Below are 17,976 nucleotides of genomic sequence, written 5' to 3' on the forward strand. Positions count from 1 at the left end.
TCCGGCCCTTGTCGGTCTCAGTGGCGGTCTCGGTCGCGGTCGACCTGCTCAGACGCTGGTGCGCGCGCCGGCGGTGGCCCGCTCGGCGTTGATCCGCGGCGTGGTCATGTACGTCCCGGCCCAGTACAGGATTCCCACGCCGGTCTCCCGCAGCCGCTGCAGGCTTTGCGCGACCGAGAAGGCCGGGTACGCCTGCCGCATCAGCGCGAACGTCCCCGCCACGTGCGGCGCGGCCATCGACGTCCCGCTGTACACGACATAGGTGTTGTTGGGCACCGCGGAGTTGACGTACTCCCCGGGCGCGAACAGGTCCAGCAACCCGCCGCGGTTCGTGAAGCCGGCCGGCGTGTCGCTGTCCCGGGTGGCGCCGACCGTGATGGCGGTGGAGATGCAGGCGGGCGCGGAGACCCCGTCCGTGAAGCCGTTGTTGCCCGCCGCCACCACAGGCGCGACCCTCAGGGCCAGCAGGGCGTCGAACTCCGGCTTGACCGCGGCGGCGCTCGGGTTCGCGTCGCAGGTCGTACGATACGGGCCGCCGCCCCCGAGGCTCATGTTCACGGCCGCGATGTTCCGGGTGACGGCCACCCGCGCCACGTACTCCAGCGCGAGCTTCTGGTCGGAGGTGAAGCTGAGGAAGCACGGCGCAGTGCCGCCGCAGATCGCGGGGTCGTCCACCCGGCTGAAGACCTGGATCGCCAGGATGCCGGCCGAAGGGGCCACGCCGTTGGCCGGCGCGCCCGTGACACGCCTGCCCGCCGCGATGCCGGCCACGTGCGAGCCGTGGCCGCACCCGTTGCGGCCGTTGACCGAGCACTGCGCGATCTCGGCGTTCGCCGCTCCGGGCCCGATCTGGCTGGGCTGGTTGTTCGGGCAGAGCGAGACCGCGCGGTACGCGGCGTACGTGGAGGAGAAGCACGCCTCGTCGACCAGACGGCCGGCCCAGAACGGATGGTCGCGGTCGATCCCCGTGTCGAGAACGGCGACCGTCGTGCCGGTGCCGGTCCAGCCCGCGTTGTTGGCCCGGTCCGAGCGGATCACCCGCGTGCTGCTGTCGAGAAGGGGCCTGCTCAGCTCGTCCTTGTACACGGACTGGACGCGCCGGTCCTGCTTGAGCTTGGCCAGCGTCGTGCCGTCCAGTTCGGCCACGAAGAAGTGCGGCGACTTCGCCGTGTCCAGGACCCGGCTTCCGCTGGAGCCTTGTTCGATGTTGCCGGCGACTGCCTCGACGCTCTGGCCCGGCTTGATCTGGATGATGGAGCGGACCGTCTTCTTCTGCCGGATCTCCGCGTCGAGCGCGGGACTGACGATCGGGTCGCTGGTGTCGGCCTGCATCGGGGCATTGCCGGGCGACGGCCCGGGGCTGCCGATGGGCGGGGCCGGAGCGTGGACGGGCGGCGCCGGGTTGTCGACGGTGTCGGCGTGGAGCGCCGGAACCGCGCAGAACACGGCGGACATGGCGGCCAGCGCAGTGGCGCAGGCCGGCAAGGACCGTAGCCTCACTGATTCCTCCGAGGATGAGCTGTGACGTGCTGAGGCTGGAGCCGTGAAGCTCTTCCGGCTCCCGGCTTGCGTACAGCCGCATGCATCCCCACCTGCGACGACAGTGATGTCGGTGACCTATGTGATCCAGAGGAACGATGGAGGCTTTTTTGCTTGGATGAAGCCTAAGAGAAAAGGCCGGTCGCGAAACGACCGGCCTTTTTCCGATATTTAGTTACTTGACGGTTTTGAGGACCTTCTTCGCCGCCTTCTTCAGCGCCGCAGCGGACGGCTTGCTGACCAGCCGCACCTTCTCGGCGGCGGTCAGCGTCGTGGTGCCGTTCGTGCCGTGCGCCCAGTTCAGCCAGCCCGTCAGCAGTGCGCTGTCGAGCTTGCCCTTGCCGGTCTTGGTGCCCTTCAGCACCCGGTACGCCTTCCCGAGCGACGACGCCTTCGTCAGCTCGGGGAACACCTTGCTCGACTTGCCGATCAGCTTCAGGTAGCAGGTGAGCGTGGCGTCGGGGATCGTGCCGCGGCTGCGGTGGATCTCCACGGCCCACTGCTTGGCCGTCATCTTCTTGGCGGCCGTGCCACGCGTGCAGACCGCGGCCGCGGTGGCCGGCGTCGGCGTGACGGTCACCGTGACCGTGACGGTCGGCAGCGGGACCGGCGAGGTGGACGGCGACGGCTCGGGATCGTCCGACGGCTCCGGATCAGGGTCGTCCGAGGGGTCGTCGGGCTCGGGGCTCGGGCCGCTCTCCGTGGGGTCCGGGACGGGGACGATCGGGGTCTGCGAGATGGACGGCTGCGGCGTCGCCCCGGCCAGGGCCGCCGCCAGGTCCAGGCGCGGCGTGGTGACCTGAGTGCCGTTGGCCTGGTACACGTACGGCCGGCCGGTCTTCTTCAGTGTGTCGATCAGATCGGGCATCGCCGCCGCGGCCCCTGCGGCCTGCTTCATCAGCGCCAGCGCCCCGGCCACGTGCGGCGTGGCCATCGACGTGCCGCTGTACACGGCCGTCTGGTTATCCGGCACCGACGACTCGATGTCCACGCCCGGCGCGAACAGGTCCAGCAGCGCGCTCCGGTTGGAGAAGTCCGCGATCGCGTCGGTGCCGTCGTTCGCCCCGACGGCGACCGCCGAGGAGATGCAGGCCGGATACGAGGCCCCTTCGAAGGACTCGTTCCCCGCTGCCACCACGGTCGCCACGCCCTTGGCCAGCAGCGCGTCGATCTTCGGCTTGAAGATCGCGCCCTCCTCGCCGGTGTCGCACGCGGTCTCGGACAGCGCGCCGCCCAGGCTCAGGTTCACCGCCGCGACCGGCTGGTCCAGCCCGGCCACGTAGTCCATGGCCAGCCGCAGCGACGACTCGAACGCCAGCAGGCAGGACGCCTCGCCGCAGATGCCCTCGTCGTTGACCCGGCTGAACACCTGCACCGCCACGATGCCCGCGCCCGGCGCCACGCCTCCGGTGCCGGCCGCGATGCCCGCGACGTGGGTGCCGTGGTCGCACATGTTCACGCTGCCGGCCAGGCACTTCGCGGTCATGGCGTCGGCCGCGCCCGCGCCGATCTGCTCGGGCTGCCCGTTCGGGCACAGCGACTCGACGCCGCTCTCCACGGCCGAGAAGCACGCCTCCGCCACGATCCGGCCGCCGCCGAACCACGGGTGGTCACGGTCGATGCCGGTGTCCAGCACGGCGATCGCCTGCCCGGTCCCGGTGAAGCCCTTGCCGTGCGCCTGGTCGGCGCCGATCAGTTTGAGGTTGGGCGAGACGTCCGCGGGCGTGTACGTACGGTCCCGGTGGATCGAGGTGACCCGCGGGTCCGCGGCCAGCTTGGCCAGCTCCTCCGCGGTGCCCTCCACGACCATGAACGACTGGTTCTGCGGCCGCAGCAGCACGTCCACGCTCTCGGCCGCGGCCTGACTCGCGACGGGCTCGTGCTGCGCGGGGTCCGTCAGCTCGACGATGGCCCGCTCTGTGCCCCCGTCGGCGCCTAAGCCCTCCTCGACCTTCTGCGAAACGCCGGGGGTGGGCGTCGGGGCCGGGTCCTCTGCGTAGGCCGGGCCCGATAACGGCATCAGGGCCAGCGTGATAGAGCACACGATCAGGTGGCGAAGTCGCACGCGTCTTCCTCCGAGGGGGATGATCTAGGAGTTTAGGGCGATTTGCCGGACACGCACAGACCTGGGTCCGGTTTCTCACCGAACTTTCAGCGGGCGCACCCCGATCGTTCAGCCTGTCCGCCGGACAACGAAGATCGCGACGAGCGGCCCACCAGCATGCCGAGCCAAGAACATGGAAAGGATCAGTCATCCATCCCGGCTTCCTCTTGTGATGAAGCCGGGATTTTGCACTTTCTGTGATTGTCTCGGTGAAAGCGGGCAGTGCCTGGGATGGACGGTCATCGTAGGGCAAGGTTGGGAGCATGCCGATGAGGACAGAGCTCGACCGACTCGCGGGCGGGGCACACCACGATCCGCACTCTGTGCTGGGAGCCCACCCCGCCGCGGGCGGGATGGTCTTCCGCACGCTGCGCCCGCTCGCCGAGCGGGTCAGCGTGGTGCTGGACGACGGTACGGCCCATGACATGAAACACCAGTCCCACGGGGTGTTCGAGGCCACGGTCCCCGGCCTGGACAAGGTGCCCTCCTACACGTTCAGCGTCAAGTACGCCGGCGCCGATCCCTACACCGTCCGCGACCCCTACCGGCACTGGCCCACGCTGGGGGAGGTGGACCTGCATCTCATCGGGGAGGGGCGGCACGAGCGGCTGTGGGAGGCGCTCGGCGCGCGCGTGATGGAGCACGAGGACGTCCAGGGCACCGCGTTCGCCGTCTGGGCGCCGAACGCGCGCGGCATCAGGGTCGTCGGCGACTTCAACCACTGGGACGGCACCGCCTACCCGATGCGGTCGCTGGGCCGCTCGGGAGTGTGGGAGCTGTTCGTCCCCGGGCTGGGGCCGGGTGAGCGGTACAAGTACCAGATCCTCGGCGCCGACGGCGTGTGGCGGGACAAGGCCGACCCGATGGCCAGGCGCACCGAGGTGCCGCCGTTGACCGCGTCCGTGATCGACAAGTCCGCGTACTCGTGGGAGGACGACGCCTGGATGGAGACCCGGCGGGACCAGCGCCCGCTGGCCGAGCCGATGAGCGTCTACGAGGTTCACCTGGGCTCGTGGCGGCCGGGGCTGACGTACGTGGAGCTGGCCGACCAGCTCTCCGAGTACGTCGCCGACATGGGGTTCACGCACGTGGAGCTGCTGCCGGTGGCCGAGCACCCGTTCGGCGGGTCGTGGGGCTACCAGGTGACGTCGTACTACGCGCCGACGGCCAGGTTCGGCACTCCCGACGAGTTCCGCCACTTCGTGGACCGGATGCACCATCACGGCATCGGCGTGCTGCTGGACTGGGTGCCGGCGCACTTCCCGATGGACGACTGGGCGCTGGCCCGCTTCGACGGCACGCCGCTGTACGAGCACGCCGACCCGGCCAGGGGCGAGCACCCGGACTGGGGCACGTACGTCTTCGACTTCGGCCGCAGGGAGGTGCGCAACTTCCTGGTCGCCAACGCGCTCTACTGGCTGAAGGAGTTCCACATCGACGGGCTGCGGGTGGACGCGGTGGCGTCGATGCTCTACCTGGACTACTCGCGGCGTGAGGGGGAGTGGACTCCGAACGTCTACGGCGGCCGGGAGAACCTCGACGCGGTCGAGTTCCTCAAGGAGATGAACGCCGTCGTCTACCGCGAGGCGCCCGGCATCACCACCGTGGCGGAGGAGTCGACGGCGTGGCCGGGGGTGTCACGGCCGGTGCACCTGGGCGGGCTCGGCTTCGGGTTCAAGTGGAACATGGGGTGGATGCACGACACGCTCGAATACCTGCGCCATGAGCCGGTCTTCCGCCAGTACCACCATCACCAGATGACGTTCTCGCTGCTGTACGCGTACTCCGAGAACTACGTGCTGCCGCTGTCGCACGACGAGGTCGTGCACGGCAAGGGGTCGCTGCTCGGCAAGATGCCAGGGGACGAATGGCAGCGGTTCGCGCAGTTGCGGGCGCTGCTGGCGTTCATGTGGGCGCATCCCGGCAAGCAGCTGTTGTTCATGGGCGGCGAGTTCGGCCAGGGCTCGGAGTGGTCGGAGGAGCGCGGGCTGGACTGGTGGGTGCTGGAGTTCGACGGGCACCAGGGCGTGCAGCGGCTGGTCCGGGACCTGAACAGGGTCTACAAGGAGACCCCGGCGCTGTGGGAGCAGGACACCAAGCCCGACGGGTTCCGGTGGATCGACGCCGACGACTCGGCGGGCAACACGTTCTCGTTCGTGCGGTACGCGAACGACGGGTCCGCGGTGGCGTGCGTGGTCAACTACAGCGGCGCGCCGCACGAGAACTACCGGCTCGGGCTGCCGTACGCCGGGCAGTGGACGGAAATCGTCAACACCGACGCCTACGACTATTGGGGCAGCGGCGTGGGCAACATGGGGGCCGTCGAGGCGGTCGTCGAGGGATGCCACGGGCTGCCGTACTCGACCACGCTGAGGGTCCCGCCGCTCGGCGCGGTGTGGCTCACGCACGAGGGCTCACACCCGACGGACCAGAGCTGACCAGAGCTGAGACGAGGGCCGTCCGCGAAGGCCGCTAAGACCGAGGGCGGAAGGCGGCCAGCGGGATGGACACCCACGTGGGCCGGTTCCTGGCCTCGTAGACCACCTCGTACACCGCCTTCGACAGCTCGAACGCCCGCAGCAGCGCCGCGTCCGCCTGGTTGATCACACCGCCGCCTTCCACATACCCGTCGAGGAAGGCGGCCCGGTTGTGGTCCGCCCACTCCTGGGCCCTGGGCTCCAGTTCCCCGGCCTCCGGACGGCCGGCCAGCAGGTGCCTGGCCGCGTAGTCGAACGAACGCAGCATCCCCGCCACGTCCCGCAGCGGCGACGACAGCGCCCTGCGCTCGGCCAGCGGCTGCCCCGGCTCGCCCTCGAAGTCCAGCACCACCCAGTCGGTCGGCGTGCGCATGACCTGCCCCAGGTGGTAGTCGCCGTGAACCCGTTGCACGGGCACCTCGCCGGTGAGCAGCTCCATCTGGTGGTAGACGTCATCGATCACCCTCGCGTGCTCGCGCAGCTCGGGCACCTCGGACACGGCCCGTCCCAGCCGCCGTCTGAAGGTCTCGGCCATGCGCTTGATCTCGTGGGGTTCGACGATCTCGATGGGGAACGCCGCGGCCAGCTCCCGGTGCACCTGGGCGGTGGCGATGCCCAGCCGCTGGGACTCGCCCGCGAAGTCGCCGCCCGCCTCGGCGGCCGTGATCTCGGGCGGGCTGGCGTACAGGTCGCGCACGCTGGTCAGCGCCAGGTCCCAGCCGTCGTTGGCGGTGGACAGGTACTCCTGCATGATCGCCAGCGTGGTGTCGGTCCCGTCGAGGTCGGCCTCGATCCACCCGTACGGTTGCGCGATGTGCGGGGCGTTCCTGGCGGCCAGGGCGGTGATGATCTCCAGCTCGGGGTTGACCCCGGGGATGAGGCGGCGGAAGAGCTTGCAGATGTAGGCGTCGCCGTACACGAGTGAGGTGTTGGACTGCTCGGCCCCGAGCACCAGGCTGCGCTGGGAGGTGTCGATCTCGGCGCCGGAGACGTGGCGCATGCGCAGGCCGCTGCGGGTCTCGTCGTGGGCCATGCCGTCGAGGAGCCAGGCGGCGCGCTCGGGGTCGTGGACGGCGTCGTAGAGGTAGGTGTCGTCGATCGTGGCGATCAGGGCGTGGGTCAGCCGGTCGGGGAGCTGATGCGAACGCTCGCCCAGCAGGATCTGGTACCGGTCGCGCGAACCGTCCTGCCAGACCGCGACGATCAGGTGTCTCAGCCCGGGTGTCAGTTCGACGTCGGAGTCGATCGACAGCTCGTCGATCGGGCGCCCCTTGCCGCCGAACCAACGCTGGCGGCCGATCCATGCGGCAAGGAGCTCAGCAAGCACGTCCTACTCCTCCTGGGGAACTACCGGCGGGAGTGTGAACCAATAGAACCCATGCCCAGGAAGCGTCAAAAGATACGGAAGTTCGCCAATTGCCGGAAATGGCACGCCTCCCATGGTTTCCACGGGGGAGACGCCGACGAACCTGCGCAGGTCAAGCTCGACCGGCTGCGGGAAGCGTGACAGGTTGTTCACGCAGAGCATCCGATCGTCGCCCAGTTCCCTGACGAAGGCGAGCACGCTGGGGTTGGAGGAGTTGAGCTCGGCGTACTCGCCCAGCCCGAACACGGGGTGCCGCTTGCGGATCTCGATCATGCGCCTGGTCCAGTGCAGCAGCGAGCCGGCGTTCTTCTGCTGGGCCTCGACGTTGATGGCCTGGTAGCCGTAGATCGGGTCCATGATCACCGGTAGGTAGAGCCGCCCGGGGTCGCAGTCGGAGAAGCCGGCGTTGCGGTCGGGATCCCACTGCATGGGCGTGCGCACGCCGTCGCGGTCGCCGAGCCAGATGTTGTCGCCCATGCCGATCTCGTCGCCGTAGTAGAGCACGGGGGAGCCGGGCAGCGACAGGAGCAGCGCGGTGAACAACTCGATCTGGTTGCGGTCGTTCTCCAGCAGGGGCGCCAGGCGGCGGCGGATGCCGACGTTGGCGCGCATGCGGGGGTCCTTGGCGTACTCGGTGTACATGTAGTCGCGTTCCTCGTCCGTGACCATCTCGAGCGTCAGCTCGTCGTGGTTGCGGAGGAAGATCCCCCACTGGCAGTGCTCCGGGATCTTCGGCGTCTGGGCCATGATCTCGGAAATGGGGTAGCGGGACTCCCGGCGTACGGCCATGAAGATGCGCGGCATCAGCGGGAAGTGGAAGGCCATGTGGCACTCGTCCCCGCCGCCCACCGGGTCGCCGAAGTACTCCACCACGTCCGACGGCCACTGGTTGGCCTCGGCGAGCAGCACCCGGTCGGGGAAGATCCGGTCCACCTCGCTGCGGATGCGCTTGAGGTATTCATGGGTGCGCGGCAGGTTCTCGCAGTTGGTGCCCTCCTCCTCGAAGAGGTACGGCACCGCGTCCAGCCGGAACCCGTCGATGCCCAGGTCGAGCCAGAACCGCAGGACCTCCAGCATCGCGTCCTGCACATCCGGGTTCTCGTAGTTGAGGTCCGGCTGGTGGTGGAAGAACCGGTGCCAGTAGTACTGGCCGCGTACCGGGTCGTAGGTCCAGTTCGACGTCTCGGTGTCGATGAAGATGATCCGGGCGTCCTGGTACTTCTCGTCGGTGTCGGACCACACGTAGAAGTCGCCGAAGGGCCCTTCGGGATCGTGCCGGGAAGCCTGGAACCACGGGTGTGCGTCGCTGGTGTGGTTCATGACCAGGTCGGCGATGACACGCATGCCGCGTTTGTGTGCCTCGTCGACCAGTTTCACGAAGTCACCCAGATCCCCGAACTCGGGGAGGATCTTCATGAAGTCGGCGATGTCGTAGCCGCCGTCCCGCAGCGGGGACTCGTACAACGGCAGCAGCCAGAGGCAGTCGACGCCGAGCCACTGCAGGTAGTCGAGCTTGCTGATGAGACCACGGATGTCCCCGGTGCCGTCGCCGTTGGAGTCGGCGAAGCCCCTGATCAGGACTTCGTAGAAGACGGCATGTTTGTACCAGTAGGGATCGCGCGGCTTTTCCTCGTCGAAGGTGTTGGGAATGGGTGTGGAGCTCATGAGCGCCCTCGCCGGGTGCTCGTGAGGGAGGCGCTTTCACACACGTTGAAGACTCCCCGCTGAATTCAGTTCTACCGTGGTGCGGCTCGTACGGTGAGAATGTGGGCAGGCTGGATGTGGGGGTCGAGGCGTACATAGTTGCTCTGCCTCCACCGGTACGACTCGCCGGACAGTTCGTCGTCGACGACGAACTCGGCGTTCCAGTCGAGACCGAGCGCGGGCAGGTCAAGTTCAACAGTTGCCTCGTGGGTGTGGTGCGGATCCAGGTTGATGACCGCCAGAACGACGTCGCCCAACCCGTGCCGACGTGTGGCCGTGTCATAGGCGCCCGGAAGCCGCTTCGAGAAGCAGACGATGTCCGGTTGGTCGACCCTGTGGAACCGTAGATTACGCAATTCCTGCAGCGCTGGATGCGCTCTTCGGAACAAATTCAGGTGGGTGATGAAGGGCGCCAGGCTTCGCCCTTCGCGTTCGGCGGCAATCCAGTCGCGGGGCTTGTACTGATATTTCTCGCTATCGAGATATTCCTCACTTCCTGGCCGCACCGGCACGTTTTCTCCGAGTTCGTACCCGGAATAAACGCCCCACGTCGGCGACGCGAGCGCGGCCAGCACCGCCCTGATCTTGAACCCCGGGGCCCCGCTGTGCTGCAGGAACTCGTGCAGGATGTCCGGCGTGTTCACGAACAGGTTCGGCCGCAGGTAGGCGGAGGTCTCGTGGGCGAGCTCCGCGAGGTACGTCTCCACGTCGTTCTTGGAGTTCTTCCAGGTGTAGTACGTGTACGACTGGTGGAAGCCGGTCTTGGCCAGCATCCGCAACATCGCCGGCCGGGTGAACGCCTCCGACAGGAAGATCACATCGGGGTCGGTCTTGTGGATGTCGGCCAGCAGCCGCTCCCAGAAGGCCACCGGCTTGGTGTGCGGGTTGTCCACCCGGAAGATCCGGACCCCGTGTTTCATCCAGTGCCGCACCACCCGCCGGACCTCGGCGTAGATGCCCTCGGGATCCTTGTCGAAGTTGATCGGGTAAATGTCCTGATATTTCTTCGGCGGGTTCTCGGCGTACGCGATCGAGCCGTCGGCCCTGATCGTGAACCACTCCGGATGCTCCTTGACCCACGGGTGGTCGGGCGAGCACTGCAGCGCGAGGTCCAGTGCCACCTCCATGCCCAGCTCACGCGTGCGCACCACGAACTCGTCGAAGTCCGCGATCGTGCCCAGGTCGGGGTGCACCGCGTCGTGGCCGCCGTCCTCCGACCCGATCGCCCACGGCGACCCCGGATCATCCGGCTCCGGGCTCAGCGTGTTGTTGCGGCCCTTGCGGAACGTCGTGCCGATGGGGTGGATGGGCGGCAGGTAGACGACGTCGAAGCCCATCTTGGCGATGGCCGGGAGCCGTTTCGCGGCCGTCTGGAAGGTGCCGGACTTGGAGACGCCGATCTCGTTGATGATCGCCCCCTCCGAGCGGGGGAAGAACTCATACCACGAGCCGTAGAGCGCCCTGCGCCGATCCACCCTGATCTTGTAAGACTTCGACCTGGTCACCAGCTCCCGGAACGGGTGCGCCTCCAGCAGCGCGACGGTCTCCGGCAGTTGCGCGATCGACAGCCGGGCCCTCGGGTCCAGATCCTCGTCACGCAGCGTGGCGGAGATCGACAGCAGGGCGGCCCGATGCCCGCAGGCGTTCTCGCCGTCGCCGTTCGGCCCTCGCTGCCCGTTCTTGCCGTTCTTCCCGTTCTTCGCGGTGCCGTTGGGACAGTCCGCCGGGCGAACGGCCTTGGCTGCACGCTCGAAGAGCCGGGCGCCCTCTTCGCACATGAGATCGACGTCCATGCCGCGCGGGATCTTGATCTCGGCGTCGTGCAGCCACGTGTGGATCGGATCACTCCACGCCTCCACACGGAACAGCCAGTCGCCCTCGGCGGGCAGGCAGACGTCCACGCTCCAGCGGTCGGTGCCAGGCGCGAGCTCGCGCATCGGTCTCAGGCGACCACGCTGCCCGTCGGGCGAGGTCAGCACCACGCCCGCGGCCACGGCGTCGTGGCCCTCTCTGAAGACGGTCGCCGAGACCTGGAAGGTCTCGCCGGCGACGGCCTTGGCGGGCCACTGCCCGCAGTCGACGAGGGGGGAGATGTCCGTGATGGGAATTCGTCCGATCATCGCATTTCAAGGGTTTGCGGCGGCGCACCCGGTGCCGCCGGAGGCTTTCCTTGCAGGATCGATCCTTGCACGTGAATTGTGGACAGCAGTGGATAGACCTCCCGAGAGTGTCTGCGGGAGAGCCCAACAATAGGGAAAGTTGCCCCAATGCTCCCTCTTCATGCTTGTTCCCGGAAGGGGTTTGAAGGCCGTTCCTGGGGGTGAAGGACTGAGAGGTCCCTCCTAGCCCGTAGGGTGCACAACGTGAGAGCTATCCGCCGGTTTACCGTCCGCACTGTTCTGCCCGCGGAGCTGGCCGCCCTCGGCGAGCTCGTGCACAACCTCCGTTGGTCGTGGCACCCGGAGACGATGGACCTCTTCGCCGAGGTCGACGCGGAGCTGTGGGAGCAGGTCGGACACGATCCCGTGGCCCTGCTCGGCGCCGTCACACCGGCCCGGCTGACCGAGCTGGCCGGCGACCGCCGATTCCTGCGCCGCCTCGCCGACGCCGCCGACGACCTGCGCGAATACATGACCTCGCCGCGCTGGTACCAGACGCTCCCCGACGGGGCGCGCGCCATCGCGTACTTCTCGCCCGAGTTCGGCATCGCCGCCGCGCTGCCTCAATACTCCGGCGGGCTCGGCATCCTGGCCGGCGACCACCTCAAGGCCGCCAGCGACCTGGGCGTGCCGATCCTCGCGGTCGGCCTGCTCTACCGGCACGGCTACTTCACGCAGTCGCTGTCGCCCGAGGGCTGGCAGCTGGAGCACTACCCCTCCCTGGACGCCGGCGGCCTGCCGCTGAGCCTGCTCAAGGAGGCCGACGGCGAGGCCGTCAAGATCCGGCTCGCCCTGCCGGACGAGCGCGTGCTGCACGCGCAGGTGTGGGTGGCGCAGGTCGGCCGGGTGCCGCTGCTGCTGCTCGACTCCGACGTGGCCGACAACGACACCGCCGCCCGTGACATCACCGACCGCCTGTACGGCGGCGGCACCGACCACCGGCTCATGCAGGAGCTCCTGCTGGGCGTGGGCGGCGTACGCGCGATCCGGGCGTTCTGCCGCGTCACCGGGCACTCCGAGCCCGAGGTCTTCCACACCAACGAGGGCCACGCCGGCTTCCTCGGCCTGGAGCGCATCCGCGAGCTGACCGAGGCCCGGCTCTCCTTCGACGAGGCGCTGGAGGCCGTACGCGCGGGCACGGTGTTCACCACGCACACGCCCGTGCCCGCCGGGATCGACAGGTTCCCCAGGGACATGATCGAGCGCCACTTCAGCGGCTCGGCCGCCTGGCCGACCGTGCCCGTCGAACGCATCCTGGCGCTGGGCGCCGAGACCGAGCCCGGCCGGTTCAACATGGCCGCCATGGGCATGCGCCTGGCCCAGCGCGTCAACGGCGTGTCCCGGTTGCACGGCCACGTCAGCCGGGACATGTTCAAGGATCTTTGGCCGGGATTCGATCTGGACGAGGTGCCGATCGGGTCCATCACCAACGGCGTGCACGCCCCCACCTGGGTCGGCCGGGAACTCATGGAGCTGGCCGGGCGCGAGCTGCCCTCGCTGCTGGAGCGGGCCCGCGGCTGGGAGGGCATCCAGAAGATCTCCGACGCCGACATCTGGAAGATCAGGGGCACGCTGCGCCGCCGCCTGGTCGAGGGCGCCCGGGTGCGCCTGCGCCGGTCCTGGCGCGAGCGCGGCGCCTCCGACGCCGAGCTGGGGTGGATCGACGACGCGCTCGATCCCGAGGTGCTGACGATCGGCTTCGCCCGGCGCGTGCCGTCGTACAAGCGGCTCACGCTCATGCTGCGCGACCCCGACCGGCTCACCGAGCTGCTGCTCGACCCGGACAAGCCGGTCCAGATCGTGATCGCCGGCAAGGCGCACCCCGCCGACGAGGGCGGCAAGAAGCTCATCCAGCAGATCGTCAAGTTCGCCGACCAGCAGCACGTCCGGCACCGGATCGTGTTCCTGCCCGACTACGACATGGCCCTCGGTCAGCTCATGACCCAGGGCTGCGACGTCTGGCTGAACAACCCGCTGCGCCCGCTGGAGGCGTCCGGCACGTCAGGCATGAAGTCCGCGCTCAACGGCGGGCTCAACCTGTCGATCCGCGACGGCTGGTGGGACGAGTGGTACGACGGCACCAACGGCTGGGCCATCCCCACCGCCGATGGGGTGACCGACCCCGACCGGCGTGACGAGCTGGAGGCCGCCGCGCTCTACGACCTGATCGAGCACGAGGTGTCCGACCGGTTCTACGACCGGCCCGCCGACGGGCTGCCGCGGCGGTGGATGGAGATGGTCAAGCACACCCTGGCCTCGCTCGGGCCGAAGGTGCTGGCCGGGCGGATGCTGCGGGACTACGTCGTGGACCTCTACACCCCGGCCGCGAAGGCCGCCCGCGCGCTGTCGGCGGACTCGTACACGCCCGCGAAGGGGTTCGCCGCCTGGCGGGTCCGGGTCGCCAGGGCGTGGCCCGGGGTCCGGGTGGAGCACGTCGAGGCGTCCGGCGTGGGGGACACGCCCGAGGTCGGGGCCTCCATCGAGCTACGCGCCACGATCGCGCTCGGGGACTTGGAGCCGGGCGACGTGCTGGTGGAGGCGGCGTATGGCAAGGTCGGGCCGCACGACGAGCTGCGGCATCCGTCGTACACGAAGTTGACCGTGGGGTCGGTGGACGATGACGGGCGCGCGCACTTCACGGGCATGGTCCCGCTGGACCGCACGGGCGCCTTCGGGTACACCGTGCGTGTTGTTCCTTACCACCCGCTTGTCGCGACCACCGCCGAATTGGGGTTGATCGCGGTGCCGGAGGAACCGGCGGGGATGACGAACGGCACGTTGCGCTAGCCGCGTTTGATCGGCGAGCCATGCTCGCGGGCTTCGATTGACGTCCCCCCTGCGCTGCGGATCAATTGGGGCGGCATAATCGTCACGTGGACGACAGCGGCAACGGCCTGCGGGCCGACACTCTGGTGGCCACGGTTCGGGGTGTGCTGCCGTCCTTGACGCCTGCCGCCCAGACCGTGGCCCGGCTCATCCTGGAGGACCCGGCGACGGTGGCCAGGAGCACCATCACGGAGCTCTCCGCCGCCTCGGGCACCAGCGAGGCCACGATCGTGCGCACCGCGCGGTTGCTCGGCTTCGCCGGCTACCCGCAGCTGCGCCTGGCCCTTGCGGCGGCCGCCGCGCAGCCGGACCGGCTCGTGCCCGGTGACCTGGCGCCCGACGACCCGCTGTCGGAGGTCATCCAGAAGGTGGCGCGGGCCGAGTCCGAGGCGATCAACGACACCGTGGCCCAGCTGACCTCCGAGCGGCTCGGCCTGGTCGTGGACGCCATCGTCGCGGCCCGGCGTATCGACGCGTACGGGGTCGGCGCCTCCGGGCTCGTGGCCGAGGACGTCGCGCAGAAGCTGCTGCGCATCGGCCTGTCCAGCCACGCCTTCCAGGACGCGCACCTCGCCCTGACCAGCGCGGTCCTGCTCAGGGAAGGCGACGTGGCGATCGGCATCAGCACCTCGGGGGAGACCCCCGACGTGATCGAGCCGCTGTCGCGGGCGAAGGAGGCGGGCGCGACCACGGTCGCGATCACCAACAACCCGCGCTCGTCGATCGCGGAGCTGGCCGAGCACGTGCTGATCTCGGCCGGGCGCGAGACGGAGTTCCGTCCCGGCGCCCTGGCCAGCCGGATCAGCCAGCTCCTCGTCGTCGACTGCGTGTTCGTCGGCGTCGCCCAGCGCACGTACGACTCCTCTCAGGAGGCGCTCGCGAGCACCAGGCGCGCCGTCAAGGAGTTCACCCGGAGAACGTCACCTGCACGTCGTCAGTCTTGACGAACATCACGCGGTGGCCGAACTGGATCTCCAGGTACTTGGTCTTGCCACGCACGACCTTGTGGTCCGCCAGGTTGAAGGTGACCGCCCGGTAGTACTCGGTGGCCGCCGGCCCCGCGAGGGTGTACTTCTCGCCTGCCGAGAACGTGTACTGCAGCGGGGTCACCGCCTGGTAGGGGATGCCCTCCGGGTACGCCTCCTGCTCCGGGTACGCCCTGCCGTAGACCGGCACGGTGGCTTTGCCCGGCTTCGGGGTGACGACCAGGCCCATGGACGGGACGGCGGTCGGCGCGCTCGCCGGGTTGTGGAACCAGGCCTTCTGGCCGAGGTACCAGATGGCCGTCCAGTCGCCCTGGCGGCCGGCCACCGCGTAGCGCTGGCCGGTGCTGGCGCGGGCGCTGTGGTCGTACACGCTGTAGAGGGACTCGCCGGTGGGGTGCTTGCCGATGTCCTTGACCAGCGGCGCGTCCGGGCGCGGCTCGGTGCGCAGCCAGACCGTGCCGGCGGGCAGCGGCGGGCAGGCGGCCGACGGGTTCTTGCGGTCGCAGCCGTAGAAGTAGGGCTTGTTCGTGGCGAAGTCGGGCTTGATCATGACCGAGCCGGAGCGCGGCCCGCCGAACGCGTGCAGCGGCGCGCCCATCAGCTGGAAGTAGTGCGCCCAGTCCCAGAACGGCCCCGGGTCCTCGTGCATGTTCCTGACCGTGGTCGGCAGGGTGCCGGGGACGTTGTCGTGGCCCAGGATGTGGGCGCGGTCCAGCGGCACGCCGTGCCTGAGCGCCAGGTAACGGACCAGGCGGGCGGACGAGCGGTACATCGCCTCGGTGTACCAGGTGCCGCCCTCGGCCAGGAAGCCCTCGTGCTCGAGGCCGATGGACTTGGCGTTGACGTACCAGTTGCCGGCCTGCCAGCCGACGTCCTTGGTCTTGATGTGCTGGGCGATGTGGCCGTCGGTCGAGCGGATGGAGTAGTGCCAGCTCGCGGGGTACTTCGGGTCCTGGTTGAGGCGGATGGAGGGCAGGAAATATCCCTCCATGTCATGAATGATGATGTAGTCGACCTTCTGGCTGAACGGCCGGTTCGCCAGGTCATAGTGGCCGTAGTCGTCCGGGGGCAGCTCCTGGTACGCCGCCGGGATCCACTCGCAGGAGATCGAGGCCGGGCATTCCACGCCGTCGGGACGTGGCGGGCGCAGGCCGAGCTTCTCCAGCCATTCCACGATCTTCTGGAGGTTCGGTACGGCCGGCAGCCGGACCCGCTCCCCGTCGTCGGTCGTCCGCTCGGCGCCCTCCTTGATCACTGAGAACACCTCGTCGGCGAAGAACTTGGCGGCCCCGGCCTCCTGGGCGCCGGAGTACTTCGCGACGGCGCCGTACCACTGCGCCGGGTCGTCGCTCAGCGGCGCGCCGAGCGACTTCTGGTAGTCCGCCAGCAGCGCCGCGCCACCCCGGATGTTGGCGGCGTCGTCCGCGCGGAGCCGCTCGCGGCTCTCACCGGTCAGCTCGGCGGCCCGCTCCATGGTGCGCAGCGACGCGGGGATGTCGGCGGGCTCCGGCTCGTGATCGGCGGGGGGCAGGGGCCGTGAGTCGTCGCCGCGGGCGTCCTCCTCGCCCTCGTCGTGATGGTTGGACCCGGTGTACGCGGCCGCGTCGGTCAGGTGCATGGGCCCGAACCCGGCGTCGCTGGAGGGCTGGCCGGCGTGGGCGTCCCATCGGGACTCGAGGTAGGAGACGCCGAGAAGCACGCTCTCGGGCACCTGGAACTCCTCGGCAGCCGCGGCGAAGGCCTGCTGCCGGTCGGCGGGCTCCTGTGCCTGGGCGGCTGCTACGTTCGTCAAGGGCACTAAAGCGACGACGCTGATCGCCAGCAGTCTGCGCATGAACCACTCCTCGGGCTGGGGGCGTAGTGCAGTTCAGCGTCTCAACATTTTCCTTCGCAGGCGAGATCTTTGCGAAGATATTTTTCAGCCCTTGACTTTGGCGCAGGCCGCCCGCCGGACCTTCCTCCCGAAGGAGGGCCGGGCGCGAGATCAGATCGGGCTTCGGATGATCCCTTGGCGTGCCTGCGTCTCCACGCCGGCGATCGAACGCCACGCCACCGACAGTTTCGCTGCGTCGATAGGACAGCCCTGTCATGGGGTATGCGATCGATGAACAGGTGACGTCAAAGTGGAGGCCAGTGACTATGAGCGCGACGAGCCATCTCAGGGCGGACGCCCGGCGCAATCACGAGCTGATCGTCAACACGGCCAGGACCGTCCTCGCCGAGCAGGGGCCGGAAGCGAGCATGGACGAGGTCGCGCGGCTCTCCGGGTTGAGCATGGACATCCTGCACCGGCACTTCCCCGACCGCGACGACCTGGTCAAGGCCGTACTGGCGGACGAGCTGGAGCGGATGACCGGCCTGGCGGAGTCGGCGTGGAAGGAGGAGACCTGGGCGTTCGACGCGCTCAGCCGCTTCGTGCACGAGTGTGCCGAGCGGCGGCTCGACCTGCTCGTCGCGGTCCCCGGCACCCGCCTCGGAAGCGTGGCCGGCGCGCCGGAGCCCGGCGACGAGCGCGCCCGGCTTCTCGACGCGCTCGAACGCATCGTGGACGCCGCCCACCACGAAGGCGCGCTGCGCGACGACGTGGGAACCGGCGACGTCATGGGCGTCGTGGGCCTGATGGTCAGGGGCCTGCCCACGCTGCCTGAGGATCTGGCGGACGACCTGCGCGAACGCGCGGTGCACCTGGCGCTGTCGGGCATGCGCGCCCACCCTGCCCCTTCACCGCCCCGCGGGCCGATGACCACCGAGGAGCTGCGCCGTCGCATCTCCCGCTGAGGGTCTCCTGCCGGACACCTCTCCTGAAGGGCGAGCC

At 69.1% G+C, this 17,976-nt stretch carries 10 protein-coding genes; 4 read left to right on the top strand and 6 right to left on the bottom strand.

Features of this window, described 5'->3' with window-relative positions:
• Positions 1–48 precede the first annotated feature (48 nt).
• Positions 49–1,500 carry a S8 family peptidase gene (locus ACIBX3_RS30165; RefSeq protein WP_397122801.1) on the bottom strand — a complete coding sequence of 484 codons (1,452 nt, stop codon included), beginning with the start codon at positions 1,498–1,500 and terminating at the stop codon, positions 49–51.
• Positions 1,501–1,714: 214 nt separating this feature from the next.
• Entirely contained in the window at positions 1,715–3,604 is a 1,890-nt protein-coding gene (locus ACIBX3_RS30170) for a S8 family peptidase (protein ID WP_397122803.1), read from the bottom strand.
• A 308-nt stretch (positions 3,605–3,912) separates the two neighbouring features.
• Between ACIBX3_RS30170 and glgB the strand changes: the two genes are divergently transcribed.
• The gene (glgB, locus tag ACIBX3_RS30175; protein WP_397123142.1) at positions 3,913–6,081 is read left to right on the top strand and encodes a 1,4-alpha-glucan branching protein GlgB; all 2,169 of its coding nucleotides are present in this window, start codon (positions 3,913–3,915) and stop codon (positions 6,079–6,081) included.
• 34 nt (positions 6,082–6,115) lie between these two features.
• Here glgB and ACIBX3_RS30180 read toward each other — a convergent pair whose 3' ends face one another.
• The 3 genes from ACIBX3_RS30180 to ACIBX3_RS30190 all read right to left on the bottom strand — a co-directional run bounded on the left by ACIBX3_RS30180 (position 6,116) and on the right by ACIBX3_RS30190 (position 11,310).
• Positions 6,116–7,447, bottom strand: coding sequence for an aminoglycoside phosphotransferase (locus ACIBX3_RS30180; RefSeq protein ID WP_397122805.1), 1,332 nt, complete (start codon positions 7,445–7,447; stop codon positions 6,116–6,118).
• Positions 7,448–7,450: 3 nt separating this feature from the next.
• Entirely contained in the window at positions 7,451–9,151 is a 1,701-nt protein-coding gene (gene treS, locus ACIBX3_RS30185; RefSeq protein WP_397122807.1) for a maltose alpha-D-glucosyltransferase, read from the bottom strand.
• 71 nt (positions 9,152–9,222) lie between these two features.
• The gene (locus ACIBX3_RS30190; protein WP_397122809.1) at positions 9,223–11,310 is read right to left on the bottom strand and encodes an alpha-1,4-glucan--maltose-1-phosphate maltosyltransferase; all 2,088 of its coding nucleotides are present in this window, start codon (positions 11,308–11,310) and stop codon (positions 9,223–9,225) included.
• A gap of 243 nt (positions 11,311–11,553) precedes the next feature.
• Here ACIBX3_RS30190 and glgP point away from each other — a divergent pair, with 243 nt between their 5' ends.
• A complete protein-coding gene (gene glgP, locus ACIBX3_RS30195) occupies positions 11,554–14,136 on the top strand; it encodes an alpha-glucan family phosphorylase (protein WP_397122811.1) in 2,583 nt (860 codons plus the stop codon).
• Positions 14,137–14,222: 86 nt separating this feature from the next.
• A complete protein-coding gene (locus ACIBX3_RS30200) occupies positions 14,223–15,119 on the top strand; it encodes a MurR/RpiR family transcriptional regulator (RefSeq protein WP_397122813.1) in 897 nt (298 codons plus the stop codon).
• On the opposite strand, the gene ACIBX3_RS30205 is transcribed toward ACIBX3_RS30200, so the two are convergent.
• Complete coding sequence (locus tag ACIBX3_RS30205) at positions 15,082–16,995, bottom strand: N-acetylmuramoyl-L-alanine amidase (protein ID WP_397122815.1); 1,914 nt, start codon at positions 16,993–16,995, stop codon at positions 15,082–15,084. The genes ACIBX3_RS30200 and ACIBX3_RS30205 overlap by 38 nt on opposite strands.
• Before the next feature lie 305 nt (positions 16,996–17,300).
• Between ACIBX3_RS30205 and ACIBX3_RS30210 the strand changes: the two genes are divergently transcribed.
• A complete protein-coding gene (locus tag ACIBX3_RS30210; protein ID WP_397122817.1) occupies positions 17,301–17,939 on the top strand; it encodes a TetR/AcrR family transcriptional regulator in 639 nt (212 codons plus the stop codon).
• Positions 17,940–17,976: the final 37 nt, after the last annotated feature.

It is taken from the genome of Nonomuraea sp. NPDC049480 (assembly GCF_044465905.1).
In the GTDB taxonomy this organism is placed as follows: domain Bacteria; phylum Actinomycetota; class Actinomycetes; order Streptosporangiales; family Streptosporangiaceae; genus Nonomuraea.

Bases quoted from the DNA above. Each gene is read 5' to 3' on its own strand.
- glgB (WP_397123142.1), top strand. From the start codon at position 3,913: ATGAGGACAGAGCTCGACCGACTCGCGGGCGGGGCACACCACGATCCG.
- ACIBX3_RS30205 (WP_397122815.1), bottom strand. From the start codon at position 16,995: ATGCGCAGACTGCTGGCGATCAGCGTCGTCGCTTTAGTGCCCTTGACG.
- treS (WP_397122807.1), bottom strand. From the start codon at position 9,151: ATGAGCTCCACACCCATTCCCAACACCTTCGACGAGGAAAAGCCGCGC.
- ACIBX3_RS30190 (WP_397122809.1), bottom strand. From the start codon at position 11,310: ATGATCGGACGAATTCCCATCACGGACATCTCCCCCCTCGTCGACTGC.
- ACIBX3_RS30210 (WP_397122817.1), top strand. From the start codon at position 17,301: ATGAGCGCGACGAGCCATCTCAGGGCGGACGCCCGGCGCAATCACGAG.